The organism is Staphylococcus sp. HMSC056G08 (assembly GCF_001812305.1).
Lineage (GTDB): Bacteria > Bacillota > Bacilli > Staphylococcales > Staphylococcaceae > Staphylococcus > Staphylococcus simulans.
This window is the reverse complement of the sequence record NZ_KV808503.1, coordinates 37,249-63,517: the sequence shown is the minus strand read 5'-3', so window position 1 is coordinate 63,517 and position 26,269 is coordinate 37,249. Positions and strand designations below refer to the sequence as shown.

Genomic DNA, 26,269 nt, shown 5'->3' with positions numbered 1-26,269 from the left:
TATCTTTGAAAAATAAAGGGAGTCACTAAAATGTCATTTGAAACTCATATTGAACAATTTATAGATGCGAAACAGTCAGAATTTATTGATATCAGTCATAAAATCCATGAAAGACCAGAACTAGGAAACCAAGAAGTCTTTGCTTCTGGTTTATTAATGCAAGAATTAAAGAAATACGGCTTTGAAATTGAACAAGATATCGCAGGTCATCCGACTGGCTTCATTGCTCAATATCATAGTCGCAAGCCAGGGCCGACGATTGGTTTCCTAGCAGAATATGACGCGCTTCCTGGATTAGGTCATGCATGCGGTCATAATATTATCGGTACAACAAGTGTGTTAGCTGGTATCGCTTTAAAACAAGTTATCGATAAAGTAGGCGGACAAGTGGTTGTGTTAGGTTGTCCAGCTGAAGAAGGCGGAGAAAACGGGAGTGCGAAAGCGAGTTATGTTAAAGAAGGTATCATTGATGAATTAGATGTTGCTTTGATGCTGCACCCTGGTAATGAAACATACAAAACAATCCATACATTAGCAGTAGATGTCTTAGATATTAAATTCTACGGTAAAAGTGCGCATGCCTCTGAAAATGCAGATGAAGCGATTAACGCTTTAGATGCGATGATCAGCTATTTCAATGGTGTAGCACAATTACGTCAACAAATTAAAAAAGGTGAACGTGTACATGGTGTGATTTTAAATGGTGGAGAAGCAGCCAACATTATTCCTGATTTTACACATGCACGTTTCTATACACGTGCAACAACACGTAAAGATTTAGATGTGTTAACACACCGAGTAGGTCAAATTGCTCAAGGTGCCGCATTGCAGACAGGTTGTGACTATTCATTCAAACCGATTCAAAATGGCGTGAACGAATTTATCTTAACACCTAAATTAGATGAACTGTTTGCACATTATGCCCGTCAAAAAGGAGAAGAAGTCAGTGAAGATGACTTCGGTTACGGTTCTACTGATACGGGTAACGTCAGTCATATCGTACCGACGTTACATGCACATATTAAAATCGGGCCAAGCAATTTAGTAGGACATACTTACAAATTTAAAGAAGCTGCTGCATCTGACCATGGTGATAGTGCCTTAATTAAAGGTGCGGATATTTTAGCACGTATGGGCTTAGATTTAATTCAAAACAATGAATTGTTGAGAGAAATTAAAGAACAACATGTCAGAAAAGTGAAGCAAGCATCATTAAAAGAACTTAGAAAACATTCAGAACAACCTAAGGTCACTTTAAGTGATTTATATGATGAGTCTATTGTTTATACGTCTCGTCCATCGTATGTTTCTAATCCTTGGTTAGAGCCTGATGAGCATCAATCTAACTTCTTAACAGGTCGTGAATTATTAATTGCGAATAAAATGCCGGTGATTGTGCATGAAGCGAGTGTCACTGATAAGTTGAAACAGTTATTCAACGAAGTCGGTAAAGAAGTGCCAAGCAATGTTTATAAATTCCATAACCAAGCTAGTTATGAACATTTATTACGTTCGTTAACGAAAGAAGACAACAAGAAGATATACTTCCAATATGTGCATAGTGAAGACATTGTACCTAAAGAAGATTATGCGCTGGATAAAGATACGTTTGTTGCGCTCAACAATAAAGCACGTATACCAGAGTGGACAAACGGTAAATATTTGCCGAAACGTGAAGTTGTGGCGGTAGAAGATTTTGAAGAAGCAGTGAAGAAGTGGGATTTACCGATTGTATTAAAACCGGGCGATGATTTACCGACAGCCGGCGGCTATGGCGTGATGATCTGTTATAACCAAGAAGATTTAGAAAAAGCAATTGAACGTGTTCATCAAGCATTAGATGAAACAGAAACAATGATTATTGAACAAAAAGTGGATGATATCGCCAATTACTGTGTACAATTTGCTTACTCAGATCAAATCGGTTTGAAATATTTAGGAACAGCCGAACAAATCACAGATGATTATGGTTTCTATAACGGAAATCAAAGTGTACCGGTGGAAGAGGTGCCGCAAGCTGTGATTGAAGCGGGTCGCGAAATTATGGAAAACGGTATTAAAGAAGGTTTCTATGGTGTCGGAGGTTTCGACTTGCTTTATGATAAGTATGGTCATGTTTATGCGATTGATTTAAACTTCCGTCAAAACGGGTCAACAAGCATGTTGCTGTTAGATGATGAATTATCTGGAGATTTCCATAAATTCTATAGTTATTTCTCACGCGGTGATAATACGAAATTTTATCGCACGATTATGAAATATGTCCGCCAGGGCAAAATTTATCCATTATCTTATTATGATGGTGATTGGTATGGTAAGGATAAAGTGAATTCTCGTTTTGCGTGTATCTGGCATGGCAGCTCAAGAGAAGAAATTGAATTAAATGAAAAAGCATTCTTAAAAGAATTAGGCGATTAATATAGAGTTTTAGTGAAACGGTTAAAATCCTGTGTGATTTTAGCCGTTTTGCTTTAACATAAATCGTATTAGATTGACTGTTTAAGTTTATTATTTTATATTTGCATTGATACACAACTATAGAGAAAGTGGGTTTACTATGGATTATAAATACGAAACGTTTTTCATAGATTTGCTTGTAAATGAAACGTACTATATTGCAGTCAAAGATAGAAAAATGGTTAGAAGAGATGTAGATGGACATGCCATTGCGCTATTTTGGACAAAGAAAGAATTAGCAGAAGCTTATTTTGAAAACCGTAAAGATGCTTACGATAAAATTATTATTCGTGATTTAGATCGCTTTGTGACAAGTGAAATGGATGACTTATTTGATAAAGGGGATAAAGTCTTAGTCAATGTTACAGATGAACTAGACGGACATTTCATTGATATTTATGAAGCCACAAAACAAATTATGACAGAACTGGATCGTATTCGTACAGTTGAATTTGCGCGAATTACTGCGAAAACAGATGATGTTTATGGTCTGACTGATAAAGGAAATAAACAGTTTATTATTATCAGCAATAACGGGGAAAACCAACCTAACTTCATGCCAGTGTGGAGTGATTACCAATCTGCATTGAAAGTGCGCGATGAAGATTTTGAAGAATGCGATGTAGATCAAGTTGAAGGAGAAGTTTTCAGTGAATGGCTTGATCAATTAAGAGATGATGATAACGGCGTCGGCATCAACTTAAAACCGAATGTTGTAGGTTCGATAGTTTCAGCCCAAACATTGAAAAATGAATTATCTTATTAAAATTGTTTAAATAGATAGAGAACATAATAGGGAATAAGGCTATGATTAAAATCTGCCTTATTCCCTATTTATTTGATGTACATTACGCTGGATTTCCTAAGTAGATACTGCCTAAAGCGCCTGAAAAAGCGCCGCCTTCAACATAGTAAGGCTTGAAACCACGTAAGACAGTATAATCTTCTACAACTTTGCGTAGAAGATGATTATTGTTGAATGAAGAACCGATATACACCACATTTTCAGTTTGAAACTCTCTTGCGAGTGTGATGGCCATGGTTGTGACAACTTCTCCAACGACACCCATTACTGATGCTAATTGATCTGCGGTTGATACTTCTTTATCTAGATGACGCATCACATGTGCGAAGTTTGCGGCTGTTAAATCACCTGGAATCGGCGGTTCACTATTTTTATAGATGTGTTTTACTTTTAAATCAATAAATTCACGGTCACCTTGTTCTGCGGTATCTGTCAAAGTTTGATAATCTGTAATCCCAGATAATAAGTATCCTAAACCTTGAATCATACCGCCGCCGGCACCGATACCTCCGACACGTCTTTGTGTCTGGCCGTCAAAATAGTGCATAGATGTGCCTGTTCCGACATTGGCGAAGATGTAGTCTTTTAAATAATGACCTTGTTCTTCTAATAACATATTTAAACCCTTTGAAGCTGCATCGAACTCAACGAATTCTTGTGCAGGGAAATCTAATTGATCTTTAATCATTTGTGCTTTACCGCCGGTTAAAGAAACATTTCTGCAAGGTTGTTGATTCAACCACTCAATCACTTCTGTTAATTCATCAGTACGTTTCGTTCTGAAAGTACGGTGCCCGTTGTCGATTTCGACAATTTTAATTAATGTACCACCGGCATCAATACCGATTTTCATAGTTTCACCTCAAAATTATGTATGACATGTAATCATTAATAGTATAATCAAAAGAGAAAGAAAAAAGCAAAGTTAAGGAGTGTACAATAAAAAATGAAATTAAGTCCATACCTTATCGTAGAAAATGTTGCAAAAGCAGCTGAATTCTATCAAAGTGTTTTCGGCGGTGAGATTAAAGTATTAAATCAACAAAAAGAACAAGTGTTGCACGCAGAAGTTCACATTACTGATGCTATTGTATTGCACTTATCGAGCAATTATGGCAAACCATTCAGTAATGAAGATGTGAATCTGCTTCTGACATTTGAAGATTCTACAGAACAACAACGTGTATATGATGCGTTGAGTGTTGGTGGAGATCCACACATGCCGATTACTAAAACTTTTTTCAACGCAATGCATGGTCAAGTCAGAGACCAATACGGTGTTAATTGGCTCTCAAATTGTTTCTCAGCATAGCGCATAGGGAAACACTAATTGAACTTGCAGTAAATAAGAAATGTAGGGGATGTATATGAAACACAGTAAGCAATTTGGAGATATTATCGTTCAGCCATACGAACCAAAGTACCATCAAGAAGTCGAAGATTTCGAACTGTCAGAAAGACAGATGATTTATTCTTCTTTACCAAAACAAGTATTAGACGATGCATTAAAAGACAAAGACCGTATCGCGAATATAGCTATTAATCAAAAAGGGGAAGTGGTCGGCTTCTTTGTTTTACATCAATATTATCAACACGAAGGTTACGACACACCAGAACATGTCGTCTATGTCCGTTCGTTATCTATTAATGAAAAATTCCAAGGAAATGGTTACGGCACGAAGATTATGATGAATCTGCCAAATTATGTTCAGTCACTTTATAGTGATTTCAACCATTTATACCTTGTGGTCGATGCTGAAAATAAAGCAGCGTGGAATGTGTATGAACGTGCAGGGTTTATGCATACTGCGACAAAACAAGAAGGACCAATCGGTGAAGAACGTTTATACTATTTAGATTTAGATTCTAAATATGTTTCATCATTAAAGTTGAAAGCACCCGATGAACAACCTGATAAAGAAATCGATACAGTACATTTAATGCTGGACGGTCAAAAAGCAGGTTTTATTGCCTTGCAAGCAACAGAAAACCGTATGCATATCAGAGGTATAGAAGTGGATAAGGATAAACGACATAAAGGTATCGCAGAAAGTGCGTTACGTCAGTTAGCGACATATATCAGAAAAACATATCCTGAAATAGAAGTCTTAGATATTGTTTTATTTGGTGAACATAATGAATTAAAACCGTTATGTTTGAACAGTAATTTTGTCGCAACTTTGCAAACTGAAGATTATGTAAAATTTGAAAAATATATCGTTTATTAAAAATGTAATCATTAGCATTGCGAAATAGGGCATTGTCATTTATAATTTACATTTGTTAACATGAGAAATAAGTAAACTTGTGATTGAATTGATAAAGCCTTTGAAAGGGAGTAATAGAACATATGAAAATTCAAGACTACACAAAAGAAATGGTAGACGAAAAATCATTCATCGATATGGCCCATACTTTATTAGAAGAAAAAGGGACTACAATGAACTTATACGATATCATTGATGAATTTAAAGCTTTAGGACACTATGAAGATAATGAACATTTAGAAAATCGTATTGTTCAATTCTACACTGACTTAAACACAGATGGACGTTTCTTAAATGTCGGAGAAAATATGTGGGGATTACGTGACTGGTATTCAGTAGATGATATTGAAGAAAAAATCGCACCTACAATTCAAAAATTCGATATCTTGGATGAAGAAGACGAAGAAGATAAAAATCTTAAACTTCTTGGCGAAGAGGAAGAAGAGGAAGACGAAGCAAGAACTGAAGAAGATGTTGAGGACGACGAAGAAAATTTAGACGATCCTCAAGATGAAGAAGAAGTCAATGAATCTGATATCGTTATCGAAGAAGACGAAGATGAATTAGAAGAAGCAGAAGAATTATTTGAAGATGCGGCTGGTTTTAATGATGAGCCAGACGATGAAGAATAATAATTGACTTTTTCTAGAAAAATGATAAAATTTTATTCGGGCTCCTTTAATTAGGACAACGTGTATAAATCATACGCTCCCCCTTTACATGAGATGTGAGAGGGAGCGTTTTTTTATTTTTAAGCGATATTTAAAATAAGCGCTAAGACTTTTATGTCTTAACATGAATACAAACAAGTTATGGAATGTTAAATTAATTTGTAATTGAAAAGTAGGAGGAAAAAGAATGACTAAGTTCATATTTGTTACTGGCGGAGTAGTTTCTTCACTTGGTAAAGGAATTACAGCGGCATCATTAGGCAGATTATTAAAAGATAGAGGTTTATCCGTAACGATACAGAAATTCGATCCATATTTAAACGTAGACCCAGGTACTATGAGTCCGTATCAGCACGGGGAAGTCTTTGTGACAGATGATGGTGCGGAAACAGACTTAGACTTAGGACACTATGAACGTTTTATCGACATCAACTTAAATAAATATTCAAACGTGACAGCTGGTAAAGTTTACTCTCACGTATTGAAAAAAGAACGCCGCGGTGATTACTTAGGCGGTACGGTTCAAGTTATTCCTCATATCACGAATGAAATTAAAGAACGTTTATTATTAGCAGGCGAAAGCACAAATGCAGACGTTGTTATTACTGAAATCGGCGGCACAACAGGTGATATCGAATCACTGCCATTTATCGAAGCGATTCGTCAAATTCGTAGTGATTTAGGCAGAGATAATGTCATGTATATCCACTGTACTTTATTACCTTACATCAAAGCAGCAGGTGAAATGAAAACAAAACCGACACAACATAGTGTTAAAGAATTACGTGGTTTAGGTATCCAACCTGATTTGATTGTGGTAAGAACTGAATATGAAATGACACAAGATTTAAAAGATAAAATTGCATTATTCTGTGACATTCCTGAAGAAAATGTTATCGAATGTCGTGATGCTGAATCTTTATATGAAATTCCTTTACAATTAAGCAAACAACATATGGATGACTTAGTCATCAATCGCTTAGACTTAGATGCGAAATACGATACACAATTAGATGAATGGAAACATTTATTAGAAATCGTAAACAATCTTGATGGTGAAATCACAATCGGTTTAGTCGGTAAATATGTAAGCTTGCAAGATGCTTATCTTTCAGTTGTAGAATCATTAAAACACGCAGGCTATCCATTATATAAAGACATTAAAGTTAAATGGATTGATTCTAGCGAAGTGACAGATGAAAACGCAGCAGAATATTTAAAAGATGTAGACGGCATCTTAGTGCCTGGCGGCTTTGGTTACCGTGCAAGTGAAGGTAAGATTTCAGCAATCCGTTATGCGCGTGAAAACAATGTGCCATACTTCGGTATCTGCTTAGGTATGCAGTTGGCAACAGTAGAATTTGCGCGTAACGTTCTTGGTTTAGAAGGTGCACATTCTGCAGAATTAGATCCTGATACACCATATCCAATCATTGACTTATTACCAGAACAAAAAGATATCGAAGATTTAGGCGGAACATTACGTTTAGGCTTGTACCCAAGTGAAGTTAAAGAGGGTACATTAGCTTATGATATCTATGGTAAAAAAGAAATCGAAGAACGTCATCGTCACCGTTATGAATTTAACAACGACTATCGTCAACAAATGGAAGATGCAGGTATGGTCTTCTCAGGTATCAGCCCAGACGGCAGAAGAATCGAAATGATTGAAATTCCTGGTAATGACTTCTTCTTCGCGAGTCAATTCCACCCAGAATTCTTATCAAGACCAAACCGTCCGCAACCAATCTTCAAAGCGTTTATCGAAGCGGCTAACAAATATCAACAAAATAAAAGTAAATAAGGCAAAACACGTCTATTATAAAGCATAAAGAAGCGGCAAAGCAGATTCACAACTAGGTGAAACAGCTTTGCCGCTTTTGTATTTTCAAATTATTTAGTTACTCTTCTACGTTCAAATCCAAGTCTCTGATCATTTCAATCATTTGTGTATAGATTTCATAGTAAACATAAGTGAAAGCCATAGGATGAGGTTGAACAATTTTGTCATAATCCTCTGTATAGACAATCGGTCTTGGTGTACATAAATCTATATAATGAAGAAGATGGTCAGGAATAGGTGTTTCTTTATTTTTGTTACAGATTAAAACGAAATCAACATCTAAATCAATTAAGCGTTGTGTATCCGCTTGAACTTCTTCTGTATAAAAAGGAGAGAAGAGTAAGACGCGGTCAGTTGTATCTAATGCATCATAACTTTCTAAGTCAGTTAGACGTTTGCTTGCTTCTAATTTTTCATTGCTGTTAAGCACATAATCTTCGAAGCAATTTAAGTCGCCATAACCTTTGACATAAACATGACCTTCTCCGCCGATAGCTTGAATTAAACATTGTGCTGCCATTTGTATATCCAATTCTTGTTGATTTAAGCGATTGAATATACCAGTAAGTTGTGTTTGTAAGATATTCGCCATAGTAGCCTCCAACTATATTATCGATATTTCAATTTTAAATGAAGCTTATCTTTAATTCAATTGACTGAAAAATGTATAAGACGCAGATGAAAATGGGTAATAATAAAAAATACAACGTTAAGCACAGAACAAAGTGGTTGTGAAACACATATACACATGTTGTATACGTTTTCATTTGAAAATTCACACAATTTTATCATTTATAACCGCTTACATTTAGTTTTGCAATGCATTACGGCGGTGACTTTGATATACTTAACGTATAAAAATCACGTGCAAAACGCACGCAAGGAGGAACTTTCATGCCTTTAGTTTCAATGAAAGAAATGTTAATCGATGCAAAAGAAAAAGGTTACGCAGTTGGTCAATACAACTTAAATAACCTAGAATTCACTCAAGCTATTTTAGAAGCTTCACAAGAACAAAATGCACCAGTTATTTTAGGTGTATCTGAAGGTGCTGCTCGTTACATGAGCGGATTCTACACTGTAGTTAAAATGGTAGAAGGCTTATTACATGATTTAAAAATCACTGTACCAGTTGCTATCCATTTAGACCACGGTTCAAGCTTCGAAAAATGTAAAGAAGCAATCGACGCTGGTTTCACATCAGTTATGATCGACGCTTCACACAGCCCATTCGAAGAAAATATTGAAATCACTAAAAAAGTGGTTGAATATGCACATGCACGCGGTGTATCAGTTGAAGCTGAATTAGGTACTGTTGGCGGACAAGAAGACGACGTAGTAGCTGACGGCGTTATCTATGCTGACCCTAAAGAGTGTCAAGAACTTGTTGAAAAAACAGGTATCGATACTTTAGCACCTGCATTAGGTTCTGTTCATGGTCCTTACAAAGGTGAACCAAACTTAGGCTTCAAAGAAATGGAAGAAATCGGTCAATCAACTGGTTTACCATTAGTATTACACGGTGGTACTGGTATCCCAACTAAAGATATCCAAAAATCTATTTCTTTAGGTACAGCTAAAATCAACGTAAATACTGAAAACCAAATTGCTTCAGCGAAAGCAGTTCGTGAAGTATTAAACAACGACAAAGAAGTATACGATCCACGTAAATATTTAGGACCAGCTCGTGAAGCTATCAAAGCTACAGTAACTGGTAAAATCAAAGAATTCGGTACTTCTAACCGCGCTTAATTTTGAGTAATTAAGTATTGAAAGAGCATCTTTTTCGGATGCTCTTTTTTGTGTTGTGAGACAACACCAAAAGATTGTGTTCTCGTCAACCATTTGTTAGGATACAAAAGATTGCGGAAATATCTATATGACAATAATGTTAGGCAAAAATGGTGTATTGCCTGAAATTATTTCGCAGTCTTAACGTGACTTGTGCTATAATGTCTTAAGTGATTTTTTGAATGAAACAAAAAAGTTTGTTGAGACTGACAACTTAAGACAAACGCATAAAATGGGTGCAACATATCAACATGTTGTAAATACTTTAACAAATGGCTTTGTATTCTATAATATGAATATACAATCGCTAGTACATTCAACTATAATTAATATGAAGTATGTGGATAACAGTTATTTTCATAGAAAATGATGAAAGAGTGGGTGTAGTCGTATCAGAAACAAGGTAGACTATACATAGAACTGTGGAATAAAGATTGAATAACAAAGGAGAACAATCGAATGGCTCAAGAAGTAATAAAAATCAGAGGCGGACAGCCATTAAAAGGGAAACTGAAAATCAACGGCGCTAAAAATAGTGCAGTGGCGATTATCCCAGCAGCATTACTTGCAGAGGATGTTGTAACATTAGAAGGCTTACCGCAAATTTCAGATGTTGCTACTTTAGTAAGCTTGTTAGAGGATTTAAACATTAAAACAGATTTAAAAGATACAGAATTAAAAGTAGACCCGACGGAAATAAAAAATGCGTCTTTACCAAACCATAAGGTAGAGTCATTAAGAGCATCATATTATATGATGGGAGCAATGTTAGGTCGATTTAAAAAATGCGTCATCGGACTACCAGGTGGTTGTCCTTTAGGACCACGTCCGATTGATCAACATATTAAAGGATTCAAAGCATTAGGTGCGACGATTGATGAATCAAGCCCGACTTCTATGAAGATTGAAGCGGAAGAATTAAAAGGTGCGAATATCTTCTTAGATATGGTTAGTGTCGGTGCAACGATCAATATTATGTTAGCTGCTGTCCGTGCAGAGGGACAAACAGTAATCGAAAATGCAGCGAAAGAACCTGAAGTTGTAGATGTTGCGACGTTCTTAACAGGAATGGGTGCGAATATCAAAGGTGCAGGTACAAGTACTATTAAAATTACGGGTGTCGATCATTTGCATGGTGTGACACATCAAATTATTCCAGACCGTATTGAAGCGGGTTCATATATGTGTATGGCAGCAGCTTGCGGTGCTGAAGTGGAACTTGATAATATCATTCCAAAACACATCGAACCTTTAACTGTTAAATTACGTGAACTAGGTGTAGATGTTGAGATTGATGATGACCGCGTAAAACTTAAAGGCCAATTACCATTTAACAGCGTCAACATCAAAACGTTGGTTTATCCAGGTTTTGCGACTGACTTACAACAACCAATCACACCATTATTATTCTTAGCAGATGGACCTTCATTTGTAACAGATACAATTTATCCTGAAAGATTCCGTCATATCGAAGAGTTAAGAAAAATGGGCGGAGAAATTTCTGTAGATCAAAACACAGCAACAGTTAAACCGTCTCAATTACATGGTGCGTCTGTGTATGCGAGTGATTTACGTGCCGGTGCTTGCTTAATTATTGCAGGTTTAATCGCTGAGGGTGTAACAACAATTTATAATGTAAATCACATTTATCGCGGCTACACAAACATTGTAGAGAATTTAAAATCTCTCGGCGCAAACATTTGGACTGAAAAAATTTAGGAAACGTGGTATACTTTGTATAGTAGGTTTGCATGATCTAGTAATCATGAGAGGTGATTTAAATGGAAATTTGTCCATATCTAGAAGAAACATTCAAAATCATCGGTCGAAGCTGGAATGGATTAATTTTAAATTATTTATCTAGATGTCCAGAACAGTCTGCACACTTCAGTGATATGAAGAAAGATTTGAAGACAATTACACCACGTTCTTTAAGCTTAAAACTTTCTGAACTGATGGAATGGGAGTTAGTAGAAAAGAACATCGTATCAAAAGCCCCCTTATCAATCGTTTATCATTTAACTGATAAAGGTGCTGCTTTAGCTGAGGCTTTAGTACCGATGGAAGAATGGGCACAAAAATATATTGAACTTGAATCTGAGAATCAAACAGATAATGTGGCCAATTCTTAATATAGATTTGAGAGAAGTAAGAGTTATTCCTTTTGGAGTAGCTCTTATTTTGCGTTATAAGCAGAAACGTTTAAAAAAATCTGAGAAAGGATAAACTATAAAGTAAGACGTAATACTAAGGAGTGACTGAATTGAGAATTCAAACTAAGCAATATATCAATGGTGAATGGGTTGATAGTGCAAGTGGCGAAACAATCGATGTCATCAACCCAGCAACTGAAGAAGTACTCGGTCAAGTTGCGAAAGGTAACAAAGAAGACGTAGATAAAGCAGTCCAAGCTGCAAAAGATGTTTATCTTGAATTCCGTCGCAGCAGTGTAGAATATAGAAGAGACTTACTCGATAAAATTGTCAAAGAGTATGAAAATAGAAAACAAGATATTATTGAAGCGATTACTGATGAACTAGGTTCACCGCTTGAAAAATCCGAAAATGTGCATTATCAAATGGGACTTAATCACTTCTCAGAAGCAAGAGATGCATTGGATAATTTCCAATTTGAAGAACGACGCGGTAATGACTTAGTGGTGAAAGAAGGTATTGGTGTTGCTGGTTTAATCACACCATGGAACTTCCCAACTAACCAAACATCATTAAAACTAGCAGCAGCATTCGCAGCTGGTAATCCAGTCGTATTAAAACCTTCTGAATTAACACCATACGCAGCAATTATCTTAGCTGAAATCTTTGATAAAGCTGGTGTACCAAAAGGTGTATTCAACTTAGTAAATGGTGACGGCGAAGGTGTCGGCAATCCATTAAGTGAACACCCAGATGTACGCATGATGTCATTCACAGGTTCAGGACGTACAGGTGCTAAAATCATGGAAAAAGCAGCACAAGACTTCAAAAAAGTTTCACTTGAACTTGGTGGTAAATCACCTTATATCATTTTAGATGATGCAGATGTAGAAGAAGCTGCTGAAGCTGCAGTCGGCAAAGTTTATAACAACACAGGCCAAGTATGTACTGCAGGTACAAGAACTATTATTCCTGAATCAATGAAAGATAAATTCATTGAAGCAGCAAAAGAAAAAATGAGCCAAGTAAAAGTTGGAGATCCAAGAGAAGAAGGCGTTCAAATGGGTCCAATCATCAGCAAAAAACAATTTGATCAAGTTGAAGATTATATTCAAAAAGGTATCGATGAAGGTGCTGAATTAGTTCTTGGCGGTGTAGGTAAACCTGAAGGATTAGACAAAGGTTACTTCGCAAAACCAACAATCTTTGCGAATGTTGATAACCAAATGACTATCGCACAAGAAGAAATCTTTGGACCTGTAATGTCAATTATCACTTACAAAGACCTTAAAGAAGCAATCGAAATTGCGAACGAAACAAAATATGGTCTTGCTGGTTATGTATATGGTAAAGACTTAAACACTTTACGCAAAGTTGCACGTGAAGTTGAAGCAGGTACAATTGAAATCAATGAAGCAGGTCGCAAACCAGATTTACCATTCGGTGGTTATAAACAATCAGGTATCGGTAGAGAATGGGGCGACTATGGTATTGAAGAATTCTTAGAAATTAAATCAATTGCAGGTTACTATAATGAATAACCTTTGAATACTATTTGCTGGGCACGAAAGTGTCCAGCTTTTTTAATGGAGAAATAGTTAATTATACGCAATTGATAACGTTAGACCAATGATTGTTTTTGTAATTAAAATGGAAATTTGCTATGGTTATCTTATGAAAAATACTTTATAATAAGTAAATACGTAAAATTAAAACGAAATGAGTGTCAAACATGCCTGAAAGAGAACGTACATCTCCTCAATACGAGTCTTTCCACGAACTTTATAAGAACAACACTACTAAAGCGCTAACTCAAAAAGCAAAATCTCTTAAACTTACAAATTATAGTAAACTTAATAAAAAAGAATTAGTATTAGCTATCATGGAAGCTCAAATGGAAAAAGACGGCAACTATTATATGGAAGGTATCTTAGATGATATTCAACCTGACGGTTACGGTTTTTTAAGAACAGTCAACTATTCCAAGGGCGAAAAAGATATTTATATTTCTGCAAGCCAAATCCGCCGTTTTGAAATCAAACGAGGGGATAAGGTTACAGGTAAAGTCAGAAAGCCAAAAGATAATGAGAAATATTATGGTTTACTGCAAGTTGACTTCGTTAATGATCACAATGCAGAAGAAGTCAAAAAACGTCCTCACTTCCAAGCACTTACACCACTATATCCAGATGAACGTATTCGATTAGAAACAAAATCAACTAACTATTCCACACGTATTATGGACTTGGTTTCACCGATTGGTTTAGGCCAACGTGGTTTAATTGTCGCACCGCCTAAAGCAGGTAAAACAACGTTGCTTAAAGAAATTGCGAACGCCATTTCAGCAAACAAACCAGAAGCTAAATTGTTCATTTTATTAGTTGGAGAACGACCAGAAGAGGTAACAGATATTGAACGTTCAAGTGATGATGCAGAAGTAGTGCATTCAACATTTGATGAGCCGCCAGAACATCATGTGAAAGTTGCTGAATTATTACTAGAACGTGCGAAACGTTTAGTTGAAATCGGAGAAGACGTCATTATTTTAATGGACTCTATTACACGATTAGCACGTGCATACAACTTAGTTATTCCACCAAGCGGACGTACTTTATCAGGTGGTTTAGATCCGGCTTCATTACACAAACCTAAACATTTCTTTGGTGCGGCAAGAAATATTGAAGCAGGCGGCAGCTTAACAATTTTAGCCACTGCATTAATTGATACAGGTTCTAGAATGGACGATTTAATTTATGAAGAATTCAAAGGAACAGGTAATATGGAGCTGCATTTAGATCGTAAATTAGCTGAAAGACGTGTCTTCCCAGCTATTGATATTGGTCGAAGCTCAACACGTAAAGAAGAATTGCTGGTAGATAAGAAAGATTTAGAAAGCTTATGGCAATTACGTAATATGTTTACAGATTCTACAGACTTCACAGAACGTTTCATCAGAAAGTTAAAACGTTCGAAAAATAATGAAGAATTCTTCCAAAAATTACAAAAAGCAGCTGAAGACAGCAAGCGTACAGGCAAGCCGATCATTTAAATATAAATTTGATTTGTCATCCAGAATGGGTTGCAATTTATTCTGGTAACAATTATACTTACTAAGTATTGGGTAAAAACTCACAAATAACTCTGTTCCAGATGGTTCAGGGCAAAGGAGCTGAAAATAATAATGAGACAAGGAATCCATCCTGAATACCACAAAGTAATTTTCTTAGATACTACTACTAACTATAAATTCTTAAGTGGTTCAACTAAAACATCATCAGAAACAATGGAATGGGAAGATGGTAACGAATATCCAGTTATCCGTTTAGATATTTCATCTGACTCACATCCATTCTACACAGGTCGTCAAAAATTCGCAGCAGCGGATGGCCGTGTTGAACGATTCAACAAAAAATTCGGTCTTAAATCAAACAACAATCAATAATATTGAATGTCATTTACTCTCGCTTTTGAAGCGAGAGTTTTTTTACTTTTTTGTCCGAATTCATTTGGATTTTCTTGCAGTTATTTCTCTATCAAAATTAAAAATATGATATAATGAGATGATTTTGTTTTGAAAAGGAAGGAAAAGCATAATGTATGAAACTTATCATTCCGGCTGGATTGAATGTATTACCGGCAGCATGTTCAGCGGTAAATCTGAAGAATTAATCCGCAGATTAAAACGCGGCATGTATGCAAAACAGAAAGTCGTTGTATTTAAACCTGCAATAGATAATCGTTACCATAAAGAAAAAGTGGTATCGCATAATGGTAATGCGATAGAAGCCATTACAATTAAAGCAGCTGAAGAAATCTTTGAACAGGATTTAACAGGGGTAGATGTCATCGGTATTGATGAAGTACAATTCTTTGAACATTCAGTAGTAGATATCGCACAAGAGTTGGCTGAACAAGGTCATCGTGTGATTGTTGCTGGATTGGATATGGATTTCAGAGGTGAACCTTTTGAACCGATGCCTCAACTAATGGCAGTCAGTGAACTTGTCACAAAGTTACAAGCCGTTTGTGCAGTCTGTGGTGCACCTGCCAGCAGAACGCAACGTTTGATTAATGGCAGACCTGCCAAAGCAGATGATCCGATTATTATGGTTGGTGCAGATGAAAGTTATGAACCGAGATGTCGTGCACATCATATTGTCGCACCAAGTGAGACTGAGAAGGAGGAATTATAATCATGTTTGATCAATTAGACATTGTTGAAGAACGTTATGAACAGTTGAACGAATTACTGAGTGATCCAGATGTGGTCAGTGATTCTGATAAACTGCGTGAATACTCAAAAGAACAATCTGATTTACAAAAAACAGTAGATGTTTATCGTGAGTATAAACAAAACAAAGAAGATATTGAAGAAATGAATGAAATGCTGAATGAAACAACAGACAAAGAAGAAGTCGACATGTTGAAATCAGATATCAGCGAATTAAAAAATACATTACCTGATTTAGAAGAACAATTAAAACTATTATTGATTCCTAAAGACCCAAATGATGACAAGAACGTTGTCGTTGAAATCCGTGCCGCAGCAGGTGGAGATGAAGCAGCCATCTTTGCGGGTGATTTATACCGTATGTATTCACGTTATAGTGAAGCACTAGGATATAAAACTGAAGTCATTGAAATGAATGACAGTGACCATGGCGGTTTCAAAGAAATCAGCTTTATTATCAATGGTCAAGGTGCTTATTCTAAATTGAAATACGAAAATGGCGCACACCGTGTACAACGTGTACCTGAAACTGAATCAGGCGGTCGTATTCATACATCAACTGCTACTGTAGCGGTACTGCCTGAAGCGGAAGATGTAGAAATTGAAATTAGAAATGAAGACTTGAAAATTGAAACATATCGTTCAAGTGGTTCAGGTGGTCAGCACGTCAATACGACTGACTCAGCAGTACGTATTACGCATTTACCAACAGGTATTATTGCGACATCATCTGAAAAATCACAAATTCAAAACCGTGAAAAAGCATTGAAAGTGTTGAAAGCACGTGTGTATGATATGAAATTACAAGAAGAACAAGAAAAATACGCATCTGAAAGAAAATCAGCAGTGGGTACTGGGGACCGTTCAGAACGTATTCGTACGTATAACTATCCACAAAATCGTGTCACTGATCACCGTATCGGTTTAACAATTCAAAAGTTAGATCAAATCATCGAAGGTAAATTAGATGAAATTATCGATGCGTTAACAATGTCAGAACAGACAGAGAAATTGAAAGAATTGAACAACGTTGAATTATAAAGAAGCGGTTCAAGCTGCCTCAAAACAAGCGACTGCTCGTGGTTATGAACCGAAACGCGCAGAATGGCTGTTGCTAGATTTATTAGATTGGTCGTTGACGGACTATGTACTGCATATGCAGGATACCATGCCAGAAGAACATGAACGGTTATATCAACAAGCGGTCGAACGTATGTTGACAGGGGAACCGATTCAATATATCACTGGCTTTCAAAGTTTCTTAGGAGAAAAGTTTCAAGTAGATGAACGTTGCTTAATACCAAGACCTGAAACAGAAGAAGTGCTCATGTACTTTTTAGAACGTTTGCCTAAGCAAAGTGTGGTGGCAGATATTGGGACGGGAAGTGGTATTTTAGCTGTCTCCTTAAAACGTTTAGAACCAAGTTTGACAGCGTATGCGTCAGATTTGTATGAAGGACCGTTAACTATTGCTGAAGCTAATGCGAAGCTGCATCAAACAGAAATTACTTTTATACAAGGCAGTGACTTGGAACCTTACATTAAACAAGGTATTCGTTTAGATGGTTTGATTTCTAATCCGCCGTATATTGATGAAAGTGAATCTGTCGATATGGCCGAAACAGTTTTGGATTATGAACCACATCAAGCTTTATTCGCAGATGAACAAGGTTTAGCGATTTATCGTGCGATCATTGAAAAATTGCCGTATGTTTTAAATGATCAGGCACTTGTCGTCTTTGAAATTGGTTATAATCAAGGCGCAGTATTAAAAACGATGATTGAAACCATGTATCCAAAAGTACAAGTTGAAGTCGTCGCTGATATTAATCAAAATGATCGAATTGTCGCATTTAAATGGTCAGCTTAAACAGAGGATGAGAAGTTATGGGAGAAGAAGGGGAATCGCACATTCCCTGTTCTCGCATAACTTCTTATTTTGTTTTACAATTAAATTGAAAGGACGTGCAGCAGAAAATGATGACAAAAACATGGGATTTACGTAACCAATTACAGACAGAACAAGGTCAACGTGCATTAAATGAAATCAGTGACATCTATCATGCGGGCGGTTTAGTCGCAATTCCGACAGAGACAGTTTATGGATTAGGAGCTAACGCATGTGATGATCAAGCCGTACGTCGTATCTATGAAGCGAAAGGACGTCCATCTGATAATCCTTTAATCATTCATATTCATGATAAAAGCCAATTGAATGATTTTGTGGCTTCTTATTCAAAAGAAGTGGAACAATTAATGGATGCGTTTTGGCCAGGGCCGATTTCTTTTATCTTACCGTTGAAACCAGGTTACTTATGTGAACGTGTCTCAGGAGGTCTTGACTCTATCGCAGTGAGAATGCCGAGTCATCCTATTGGTCGTGCTATTTTGAAATATACAAATCTGCCGATTGCTGCACCGAGTGCTAATATTAGCGGCAGACCTTCACCTACAACTTTCTCACATGTCTTTAATGATATGGACGGACGAGTAGAAGGAATAGTAAATGGTGATCAAAGTGAAGAAGGTTTAGAAAGTACAGTACTTGACTGCACACAATATCCTTATAGAATTGCAAGACCAGGTGCGATAACAGAAGAGATGATTGACTCTGTATTGCCAGGTTCTGTAGACCATGATGCACAATTAAATACAGAAAAACCAATCGCACCAGGTATGAAGTATAAACATTATTCACCACAAACACCTGTAGCGATGCTGACAAGTTTAACACAAGCTATTTCAGAGGATAAAGATTGGTCGCATACATTGTTTGCGGTACCTGCGACATTGCAGGCTTACTTGCCAAAAGATGCTATTTATCGCGAACTTGCAAAAGATGTCACTGATTTAAAATCCGCAAATCATATGCTATATCAAATTCTGCACGAGCTTGATACGGATGAATCCATTGAACAAGGTTATATTTATCGTTTTGAACTTACAGATGAAAGTACTGCTTTCTTAAATCGTTTAGAAAAAGCAACAGGTAATCAACAAATAGGAGCGGATCAACTGTGAAAATAATCTTTGTTTGTACAGGAAATACATGTCGCAGTCCAATGGCTGAAAGTATTGCGAAATCATTAATGCCTGAACATACCTTTTATTCAAGAGGTTTATTTGCGATGAATGGTCAAACTGCAGCTGCATATACACAATCTATTTTAGAAGTAAAAAATTTAGATTCACCGACAAAGGCTTGTCAGTTGTCTGAAAGTGATTTAGATGCAGACTTGATTTTGACAATGACTGAAGGACATAAGCAACAACTTGAAATGATGTATGCGCAACCATTACCGGTATATACGCTTTATGAGTTTGCAGGCCAAAAAGGTGAAGTTTCAGATCCCTATGGCGGAGACCTCAATCAATACCAACAGATTTATAATGAACTGAATTACTTATTGAACGAAGTGAAGTTAAGATTGGAAAAAGATGTTAATAATTAGTATGAGTTGAGCTTTAAATGCGTTATAATAGCAACTATATAGCATCGTTTGCTTTACATAAGCGAGAACTTTTCTGTTTTCGCTTGAGATGAGTTTACAAAGGGGTGGAATTAAATGGAAAATTTGAAGTTATTGCTTAATGAGTTAAAAGAACAAGATTTCTTCAAACCCGGAGAAATTTGTGTTATTGGTTGTTCAACATCTGAGGTTATCGGTGAGCGAATCGGCTCAGTCGGTTCAATGGAAGTAGCACAAGAAATCTTTGATGCTTTGATGGAAATCCGTAAAGAGACAGGTGTCACTTTTGCATTCCAAGGTTGCGAGCATATCAATAGGGCAATTACTATCGAAAGAGAACATTTCAATCCACTTACAATGGAAGAAGTTACAGTTGTGCCCGCAACGCATGCTGGCGGCAGTATGTCGACATATGCTTATCGTCACTTAGACAATCCGATGGTTGTTGAACATATCACTGCTGATTGCGGTATTGATATCGGTCAAACAATGATCGGTATGCATATCAAACATGTTGCAGTACCTGTACGTACTTCAGTGAAGCGTGTCGGGGATGCGGTCGTGACACTTGCGACTTCTAGACCTAAGCTAATCGGCGGCGAACGTGCTCACTATACTTTATAACTAAATGAATTGGGGGAATGATGTCATGTCATTTATCGAAAAGGAAGACAAAGCAGTATTTGAAGCTATTCAAAACGAATACAATCGTCAGAATAACAACATTGAATTAATCGCATCAGAAAACTTTGTGTCAGAAGCAGTTATGGAAGCACAAGGTTCAGTATTGACTAACAAGTATGCTGAAGGTTACCCAGGACGCCGTTATTATGGCGGCTGCCAATTTGTAGATGTAACAGAAACATTAGCGATTGAACGTGCGAAAGAGTTATTTGGTGCAGAACACGTTAACGTACAACCACACTCAGGTTCACAAGCAAATATGGCAGTTTATTTAGTTGCATTGGATTACGGTGACACTGTATTAGGTATGAACTTAAGCCATGGCGGTCACTTGACACATGGTGCTAAAGTCAACTTCAGCGGACAATTTTATAACTTTGTCGAATACGGTGTAGATAAAGAAACAGAACGCATCGATTACGAAGAGGTACGTCGTCTTGCGAAAGAAAACAAACCTAAATTAATCGTTGCGGGAGCATCAGCTTACCCAAGAGAAATCGACTTCAAGAAATTCAAAGAAATTGCTGATGAAGTCGGTGCTAAATTAATGGTAGACATGGCACATATCGCTGGTTTAGTAGCTGCAGGTTTACATCAAAACCCAGTAGACTATGCTGATTTTGTGACAACTACAACGCATAAAACTTTAAGAGGCCCTCGTGGCGGTATGATTCTTACTAAAAAAGAATATGCGAAACAAATTGATAAAACAATTTTCCCAGGTATTCAAGGTGGACCATTAGAACATGTTATTGCGGCAAAAGCAGTAGCATTCGGTGAAGCATTGCAACCTGAGTTCAAAGTTTATCAAGAACAAGTCATCAAAAATGCAAAAGCATTAGCTGATACGTTAATCAATGAAGGCTTCAGAGTGGTTTCTGGTGGTACAGAAAACCACTTAGTAGCGGTTGATGTTAAAGGTTCATTTGGTATTACAGGTAAAGAAGCGGAAGAAGCATTAGATGAAGTGGGCATTACTTGTAACAAAAACACAATTCCATTTGACCAAGAAAAACCATTCGTAACAAGCGGTTTACGTTTAGGTACACCAGCTGCAACAACACGTGGATTCGATGAAAAAGACTTTGAAGAAGTAGGTAAAATCATCAGCCTAGTTGTTCAAAATCCTAAAGATGAAGCGAAGTTAAAAGAAGCTTCTGAACGCGTACAAGCTTTGACTTCAAAACATCCACTATATAAATAAGAGAACTAGGAGGCTATTCCTTTATGGGAAAAGTACATGTATTTGATCATCCGTTAATTCAACACAAATTAAGTTACATCCGTGACGTCCACACTGGAACAAAAGAGTTCAGAGAGTTAGTAGACGAAGTCGGTATGTTAATGGCATATGAAGTGACAAGAGATTTGGAACTTCAAGATGTTGAAATCGAAACACCCGTGACTAAAACGGTAGCGAAAAGATTATCTGGTAAAAAACTAGCGTTTGTACCGATTCTTAGAGCTGGTTTAGGTATGACACAAGGTGTCTTAAGCTTAACCCCTGCAGCGCGTGTCGGTCATGTCGGTTTATATCGTGATCCAGAAACATTGGAAGCAGTTGAATACTTTGTTAAATTGCCTCAAGATATTGAGGATAGACAAATTATTGTCGTAGATCCAATGTTAGCAACAGGTGCTTCAGCAATTGAAGCTATCAACTCGTTGAAAAACCGTGGTGCGAAACATATTCGTTTCATGTGCTTGATTGCTGCGCCTGAAGGTGTGGAATTACTTCAAGAAGCGCACCCGGATGTTGATATTTATATTGCAGCACTTGATGAAAAATTGAATGATAAAGCATATATCATCCCAGGTTTAGGTGATGCTGGAGACCGTTTATTCGGTACAAAATAAGAAGTGTTCAGCAGTCACACATATTAACCTATGTGCATGCTTTAAATGGAAATAAGAGATAAATAGATATAAGAGTATGCAAATTGTTTAGCGTAGATGAACAGAAAGTTCAATCTGTGATGCCATAACATTGCATACTCTTTCTCTGTATAGGAGGCATTGACTTGAAGAAAATAATGACAATCTTCGGCACGCGACCTGAAGCAATCAAAATGGCGCCATTAGTCAATCAATTAAAACATGAAGAAGCGCTAGAACCTGTGGTTGTCGTTACGGCTCAACATAGAGAAATGCTTGATGCTGTACTAGAAACGTTTGATATTCAACCAGATTATGATTTAGATATTATGAAGGCAGGGCAAACGTTATCAGATATTACTTCTAGAGTTTTAAAAGGATTGGAAGCTATTATTCAACAAGAGAAACCAGATATGATATTAGTCCACGGTGATACGATGACTGCATTTGCCAGCGGTTTAGCAGCATTTTACAATCAAGTCGCTATAGGTCATGTAGAAGCTGGATTAAGAACTTGGAATAAGTATTCGCCTTATCCTGAAGAGATGAATCGCCAAATGATCAGCTGTTTATCAGATATTCATTTTGCGCCGACAAAACAAGCGAAGGCGAATCTATTAAAAGAGAATATACCTAGCGCTAAAGTTGTAATTACAGGCAACACTGCCATTGATGCTATGAATACTACAATTCAAAAGGATTATCATTCAGAAGTGATGAAACGTCATAAAGACAAGCGCGTTATTTTATTGACAGCGCATCGTAGAGAAAATTTAGGTGAACCCATGGCACATATTTTCAGTGCATCACGAAGATTAGTGGAAGCACATGAAGATGTGGTGTTGGTTTATCCTATGCATAAGAATCCTAAAGTACGTGAAATTGCACAACAGTATCTCAGTGATCATGATCGTATAGAATTGATAGAACCTTTAGATGTCGTAGATTTTCATAACTTTGCCCATCAGTCTTATTTGATACTGACAGATTCAGGCGGTATTCAAGAAGAAGCACCATCTTTAGGCAAACCAGTTTTAGTATTAAGAGATACAACAGAACGACCTGAAGGTGTAGAAGCGGGTACCTTGAAATTGACTGGAACGGATGAAGAAGATGTGTATCGAGAAGCTGAATTATTATTAACGGATCAAGCACTTTATCAGCAAATGAGTGAAACTGCCAATCCTTATGGTGATGGTAAAGCTTCGAAACGCATTTGTGACAATATTAAGTATTATTTTAATCTGACAAGCGAAAAACCTGTAGATTTTAATGAAAATAAAGACAATTATGAATGATTTGTTAAAAATGTGTCTAATTTGTGACAAAAATCACTCATAAGAATTGCATGTTTTGAATGTAATTGACACGCGTTCCATTGCTATATTATGATTAAAAATGTATGGATGAAATGGTTTACAAATGATTCGTATCTCCATGTGAAATGAGGCACAATAAATGAAACAGTTCAACTTAATTTTTAAGCAATATCTTCAATATTACATTTATTGGTTGTTAGCCTTGGTTGTAATAGCAATTTTTATACCAAAGCCTTTCATTATTGGTCTTATCATCGGTTCATTTGGTTCCTTGATCAATACATACATCTTTGAATTATATTTATCTCAGGCGCAGAAACAAGAAACGTCTCAGATATCTACAGGTGGGATATGGCGCTTTTTAGTGGCACTTGCTGCTTGTATTATCTGGGTTTATTTCAAAAACCAAGTGAATATTATTGGTGTAATGATTGGTTTAATGATTTCATACTTATTAATCATTTTTCGACCATTTCTTCACAAAATGTAATACAAATCAACGAATGAAAGAGGTGAGTATTATATGCAACATAAAAGCCCTGTAGTTACATGGGAGCTATTTGGTTTAGATATCAAATTCAACTTGGCTAGTATTTTAATGGTAATTATTACAGCAATTATTGTTTTAGCAATAGCCATAGCTTGTACACGTAACTTACAGAAACGACCGACTGGCAAACAGAACTTCATCGAATGGGTCTTTGACTTTGTTAGAGGCATCATCGAGAGTAACCTTGCATGGAGACATGGCGGTCAATTCCACTTCTTGGCAGTAACATTAATTATGTTTATCTTTATCGGTAACATGTTGGGTCTGCCATTTGCGATAGTCATCGACCATACGCTATGGTGGAAATCTCCGACAGCTGATGCCACAGTTACTCTGACGTTGGCAATGTTAATGATTCTGTTGACACATTACTACGGTATCAAGTTGCGCGGAGCGAAAGGTTACTTTAAAAATTATGCTCAGCCTTTCTTAGCGTTAACACCTGTCAATATATTTGAAGAATTTACAAATACATTGACGCTCGGTCTACGTTTATACGGTAATATTTACGCTGGTGAAATTTTAATCGGCTTATTATCTACTTTAATCATAGGCCATGCAGCTTGGGGTTGGATTATCGGTATTCCAGGCTTAATTGCTTGGCAAGCATTCTCGATTTTCATCGGTACGATCCAAGCGTATATCTTTATCATGTTATCCATGGTATACATGTCCCACAAAGTTGCGGACGACCACTAGTTTTTCCACATTAAAATTTTATAAAAATATTTAGGAGGATTTTTTAATATGAATTTAATCGCAGCGGCAATCGCAATTGGTTTATCAGCACTTGGTGCAGGTATTGGTAACGGTCTTATTGTATCTAGAACAGTTGAAGGTGTAGCACGTCAACCAGAAGCACGTGGACAATTAATGTCAATCATGTTCATCGGTATCGGTTTAGTTGAGGCATTACCTATCCTTGGCCTTGTTATCACATTCATCGTCTTATTCATGTAATTTATACATCGATACTAACGGCGAAGTCTCACATCGACTCTCGCCATTTCTTTCGTAAACAACTATCGTAAGAGCCAATAGAGGACTTTGAATGAAAGGAGTGTCCAAGTACTGTGACTGCGACTACAAACACATTAGTTTTAGGTGCTGCAGGCGGCGGTGTTGAATGGGGTTCAGCATTAGTAACATTAATTACTTTCTTAATCCTTTTAGCATTGCTTAAAAAGTTCGCATGGGGTCCATTGAAACAAGTCATGGATAAACGTGAACGCGATATCAACAAAGATATCGATGATGCAGAACAAGCTAAAATTAATGCTCAAAAATTAGAAGAACGAAATAGACAAACACTAAGAGAAACTCAAGAAGAGGTTCAAAAAATCTTAGAAGAAGCAAAAGTTCAAGCGCGTGACCAACATGAACAAATCATTCATGAAGCTAACGTCCGTGCAAACGGCATGATTGAAACTGCACAAAGTGAAATCAACAGCCAAAAAGAACGTGCAATCTCTGAAATCAACGATGAAGTTTCTAAACTATCAGTTCTGATTGCATCTAAAATTTTACAAAAAGATATCTCAGAACAAGATCAAAAAGACTTGATCGACAAGTACATTAAAGAGGTAGGGGATAAATAATGGCAGATGTTGCTAAAAAATATGCCCAAGCACTGTATGAAACGTCACTCGATAAAGATGTTTTAGATTTAATGTACGATGAATTTGCTGTTATTGATGAAGCAGTAATTCCTTATAAAGAGAAATTAAAATCTTTCGATGAAGATCCAAAGAATATTGCACAAAACCGCAAAGCTTTTGTTGATGCAACATTCCAAGATATCAATGAATACTTAAAAAACATGTTATATGTCTTAGCTGAAAATCGTAATCTTGCGATTATCTCTGAAGTATTCAGAGCATTCCAAGGTTTATACAATCAACACTATAATCAAGACTTTGCAACGGTTGAGTCTGTATATGAGCTTTCTCCAGAAGAACTGGACAAAGTAGGGGAGTCTTTAATTCAACGTACAGGACTTGAAAGAGTCATTCTTACAAATGAAATCAATCCAGCACTCATCGGCGGTTTGAGAACAACTGTAGGAACTAAAGTATATGACGGCAGTATTCAAAATGATCTTATTAACTTAGAGAGAAGATTTACTAGAACGAAATAATAATTATAGAGGAGTG

General features: G+C 36.7%; 28 protein-coding genes and 1 pseudogene. 27 read left to right on the top strand and 2 right to left on the bottom strand.

What is annotated here, in order from left to right; translation table 11 throughout:
- Positions 1 to 30: 30 nt before the first annotated feature.
- The 3 genes and pseudogenes from HMPREF2846_RS14770 to HMPREF2846_RS09355 form a co-directional block, all read left to right on the top strand.
- A pseudogene (locus tag HMPREF2846_RS14770) lies at positions 31 to 1,188 on the top strand (M20 family metallopeptidase); the annotation flags it as partial.
- A gap of 9 nt (positions 1,189 to 1,197) precedes the next feature.
- Positions 1,198 to 2,418, top strand: coding sequence for an L-aspartate--L-methionine ligase LdmS (locus HMPREF2846_RS14765; protein ID WP_231724100.1), 1,221 nt, complete (start codon positions 1,198 to 1,200; stop codon positions 2,416 to 2,418).
- A 139-nt stretch (positions 2,419 to 2,557) separates the two neighbouring features.
- A complete protein-coding gene (locus HMPREF2846_RS09355) occupies positions 2,558 to 3,223 on the top strand; it encodes a DUF2750 domain-containing protein (RefSeq protein ID WP_070626503.1) in 666 nt (221 codons plus the stop codon).
- An 82-nt stretch (positions 3,224 to 3,305) separates the two neighbouring features.
- On the opposite strand, the gene coaW is transcribed toward HMPREF2846_RS09355, so the two are convergent.
- Positions 3,306 to 4,115 carry a type II pantothenate kinase gene (coaW, locus tag HMPREF2846_RS09350; RefSeq protein ID WP_002481811.1) on the bottom strand — a complete coding sequence of 270 codons (810 nt, stop codon included), beginning with the start codon at positions 4,113 to 4,115 and terminating at the stop codon, positions 3,306 to 3,308.
- Between the two features lie 93 nt (positions 4,116 to 4,208).
- Here coaW and HMPREF2846_RS09345 point away from each other — a divergent pair, with 93 nt between their 5' ends.
- The 4 genes from HMPREF2846_RS09345 (at position 4,209) to HMPREF2846_RS09330 (ending at position 8,004) form a co-directional block, all read left to right on the top strand.
- Positions 4,209 to 4,574: a VOC family protein gene (locus tag HMPREF2846_RS09345; protein ID WP_002481810.1), complete on the top strand. Its 366-nt coding sequence runs from the start codon at positions 4,209 to 4,211 to the stop codon at positions 4,572 to 4,574.
- Positions 4,575 to 4,623: 49 nt separating this feature from the next.
- Positions 4,624 to 5,490: a GNAT family N-acetyltransferase gene (locus HMPREF2846_RS09340; protein ID WP_031262816.1), complete on the top strand. Its 867-nt coding sequence runs from the start codon at positions 4,624 to 4,626 to the stop codon at positions 5,488 to 5,490.
- 122 nt (positions 5,491 to 5,612) lie between these two features.
- Positions 5,613 to 6,161 (top strand): DNA-directed RNA polymerase subunit delta, encoded by a 549-nt coding sequence (gene rpoE / locus HMPREF2846_RS09335; RefSeq protein WP_002481808.1) that lies wholly within the window; start codon positions 5,613 to 5,615, stop codon positions 6,159 to 6,161.
- A 226-nt stretch (positions 6,162 to 6,387) separates the two neighbouring features.
- Positions 6,388 to 8,004, top strand: a complete 1,617-nt coding sequence (locus HMPREF2846_RS09330) for a CTP synthase (protein WP_002481807.1) — start codon at positions 6,388 to 6,390, stop codon at positions 8,002 to 8,004.
- 97 nt (positions 8,005 to 8,101) lie between these two features.
- On the opposite strand, the gene HMPREF2846_RS09325 is transcribed toward HMPREF2846_RS09330, so the two are convergent.
- Positions 8,102 to 8,635, bottom strand: a complete 534-nt coding sequence (locus tag HMPREF2846_RS09325) for a DUF2529 family protein (protein ID WP_002481806.1) — start codon at positions 8,633 to 8,635, stop codon at positions 8,102 to 8,104.
- Positions 8,636 to 8,937: 302 nt separating this feature from the next.
- Here HMPREF2846_RS09325 and fdaB point away from each other — a divergent pair, with 302 nt between their 5' ends.
- The 20 genes from fdaB to HMPREF2846_RS09225 all read left to right on the top strand — a co-directional run bounded on the left by fdaB (position 8,938) and on the right by HMPREF2846_RS09225 (position 26,253).
- A complete protein-coding gene (fdaB, locus tag HMPREF2846_RS09320) occupies positions 8,938 to 9,795 on the top strand; it encodes a class IIb fructose-bisphosphate aldolase FdaB (protein WP_002481805.1) in 858 nt (285 codons plus the stop codon).
- A gap of 498 nt (positions 9,796 to 10,293) precedes the next feature.
- A complete protein-coding gene (locus HMPREF2846_RS09315) occupies positions 10,294 to 11,553 on the top strand; it encodes a UDP-N-acetylglucosamine 1-carboxyvinyltransferase (RefSeq protein ID WP_023016121.1) in 1,260 nt (419 codons plus the stop codon).
- Positions 11,554 to 11,615: 62 nt separating this feature from the next.
- Positions 11,616 to 11,966 (top strand): winged helix-turn-helix transcriptional regulator, encoded by a 351-nt coding sequence (locus tag HMPREF2846_RS09310; protein WP_002481803.1) that lies wholly within the window; start codon positions 11,616 to 11,618, stop codon positions 11,964 to 11,966.
- A 131-nt stretch (positions 11,967 to 12,097) separates the two neighbouring features.
- Positions 12,098 to 13,528, top strand: a complete 1,431-nt coding sequence (locus tag HMPREF2846_RS09305; protein WP_070626502.1) for an aldehyde dehydrogenase family protein — start codon at positions 12,098 to 12,100, stop codon at positions 13,526 to 13,528.
- A gap of 191 nt (positions 13,529 to 13,719) precedes the next feature.
- Positions 13,720 to 15,036, top strand: a complete 1,317-nt coding sequence (gene rho, locus HMPREF2846_RS09300) for a transcription termination factor Rho (RefSeq protein WP_070626501.1) — start codon at positions 13,720 to 13,722, stop codon at positions 15,034 to 15,036.
- Positions 15,037 to 15,168: 132 nt separating this feature from the next.
- Positions 15,169 to 15,429 carry a type B 50S ribosomal protein L31 gene (locus HMPREF2846_RS09295; protein WP_002481800.1) on the top strand — a complete coding sequence of 87 codons (261 nt, stop codon included), beginning with the start codon at positions 15,169 to 15,171 and terminating at the stop codon, positions 15,427 to 15,429.
- Between the two features lie 151 nt (positions 15,430 to 15,580).
- Positions 15,581 to 16,180 carry a thymidine kinase gene (locus HMPREF2846_RS09290; protein ID WP_002481799.1) on the top strand — a complete coding sequence of 200 codons (600 nt, stop codon included), beginning with the start codon at positions 15,581 to 15,583 and terminating at the stop codon, positions 16,178 to 16,180.
- Between the two features lie 2 nt (positions 16,181 to 16,182).
- Complete coding sequence (prfA, locus tag HMPREF2846_RS09285) at positions 16,183 to 17,259, top strand: peptide chain release factor 1 (RefSeq protein WP_023016117.1); 1,077 nt, start codon at positions 16,183 to 16,185, stop codon at positions 17,257 to 17,259.
- Positions 17,249 to 18,088, top strand: coding sequence for a peptide chain release factor N(5)-glutamine methyltransferase (gene prmC, locus HMPREF2846_RS09280; RefSeq protein ID WP_070626500.1), 840 nt, complete (start codon positions 17,249 to 17,251; stop codon positions 18,086 to 18,088). The genes prfA and prmC overlap by 11 nt, the downstream gene beginning before the upstream one ends.
- 107 nt (positions 18,089 to 18,195) lie before the next feature.
- A complete protein-coding gene (locus tag HMPREF2846_RS09275) occupies positions 18,196 to 19,239 on the top strand; it encodes an L-threonylcarbamoyladenylate synthase (RefSeq protein ID WP_070626499.1) in 1,044 nt (347 codons plus the stop codon).
- A complete protein-coding gene (locus HMPREF2846_RS09270; protein ID WP_070626498.1) occupies positions 19,236 to 19,670 on the top strand; it encodes a low molecular weight protein arginine phosphatase in 435 nt (144 codons plus the stop codon). The genes HMPREF2846_RS09275 and HMPREF2846_RS09270 overlap by 4 nt, the downstream gene beginning before the upstream one ends.
- 114 nt (positions 19,671 to 19,784) lie before the next feature.
- Positions 19,785 to 20,312 carry a TIGR01440 family protein gene (locus HMPREF2846_RS09265; protein ID WP_023016114.1) on the top strand — a complete coding sequence of 176 codons (528 nt, stop codon included), beginning with the start codon at positions 19,785 to 19,787 and terminating at the stop codon, positions 20,310 to 20,312.
- A 25-nt stretch (positions 20,313 to 20,337) separates the two neighbouring features.
- Positions 20,338 to 21,576 (top strand): serine hydroxymethyltransferase, encoded by a 1,239-nt coding sequence (gene glyA / locus HMPREF2846_RS09260; protein WP_002481793.1) that lies wholly within the window; start codon positions 20,338 to 20,340, stop codon positions 21,574 to 21,576.
- A gap of 23 nt (positions 21,577 to 21,599) precedes the next feature.
- Positions 21,600 to 22,229, top strand: coding sequence for a uracil phosphoribosyltransferase (upp, locus tag HMPREF2846_RS09255; protein WP_070626497.1), 630 nt, complete (start codon positions 21,600 to 21,602; stop codon positions 22,227 to 22,229).
- Between the two features lie 164 nt (positions 22,230 to 22,393).
- Positions 22,394 to 23,545 carry a non-hydrolyzing UDP-N-acetylglucosamine 2-epimerase gene (wecB, locus tag HMPREF2846_RS09250; protein WP_070626496.1) on the top strand — a complete coding sequence of 384 codons (1,152 nt, stop codon included), beginning with the start codon at positions 22,394 to 22,396 and terminating at the stop codon, positions 23,543 to 23,545.
- Between the two features lie 160 nt (positions 23,546 to 23,705).
- Positions 23,706 to 24,056 carry an ATP synthase subunit I gene (locus HMPREF2846_RS09245; protein WP_002481790.1) on the top strand — a complete coding sequence of 117 codons (351 nt, stop codon included), beginning with the start codon at positions 23,706 to 23,708 and terminating at the stop codon, positions 24,054 to 24,056.
- 33 nt (positions 24,057 to 24,089) lie between these two features.
- Complete coding sequence (gene atpB / locus HMPREF2846_RS09240) at positions 24,090 to 24,815, top strand: F0F1 ATP synthase subunit A (RefSeq protein WP_002481789.1); 726 nt, start codon at positions 24,090 to 24,092, stop codon at positions 24,813 to 24,815.
- 48 nt (positions 24,816 to 24,863) lie between these two features.
- On the top strand, positions 24,864 to 25,076 hold the full coding sequence (gene atpE / locus HMPREF2846_RS09235; RefSeq protein WP_002481788.1) for a F0F1 ATP synthase subunit C: 213 nt from the start codon (positions 24,864 to 24,866) through the stop codon (positions 25,074 to 25,076).
- A gap of 113 nt (positions 25,077 to 25,189) precedes the next feature.
- Complete coding sequence (locus HMPREF2846_RS09230; RefSeq protein WP_002481787.1) at positions 25,190 to 25,714, top strand: F0F1 ATP synthase subunit B; 525 nt, start codon at positions 25,190 to 25,192, stop codon at positions 25,712 to 25,714.
- Positions 25,714 to 26,253, top strand: a complete 540-nt coding sequence (locus HMPREF2846_RS09225) for a F0F1 ATP synthase subunit delta (RefSeq protein WP_002481786.1) — start codon at positions 25,714 to 25,716, stop codon at positions 26,251 to 26,253. Before HMPREF2846_RS09230 ends, HMPREF2846_RS09225 begins: the two co-directional genes overlap by 1 nt.
- Positions 26,254 to 26,269: the final 16 nt, after the last annotated feature.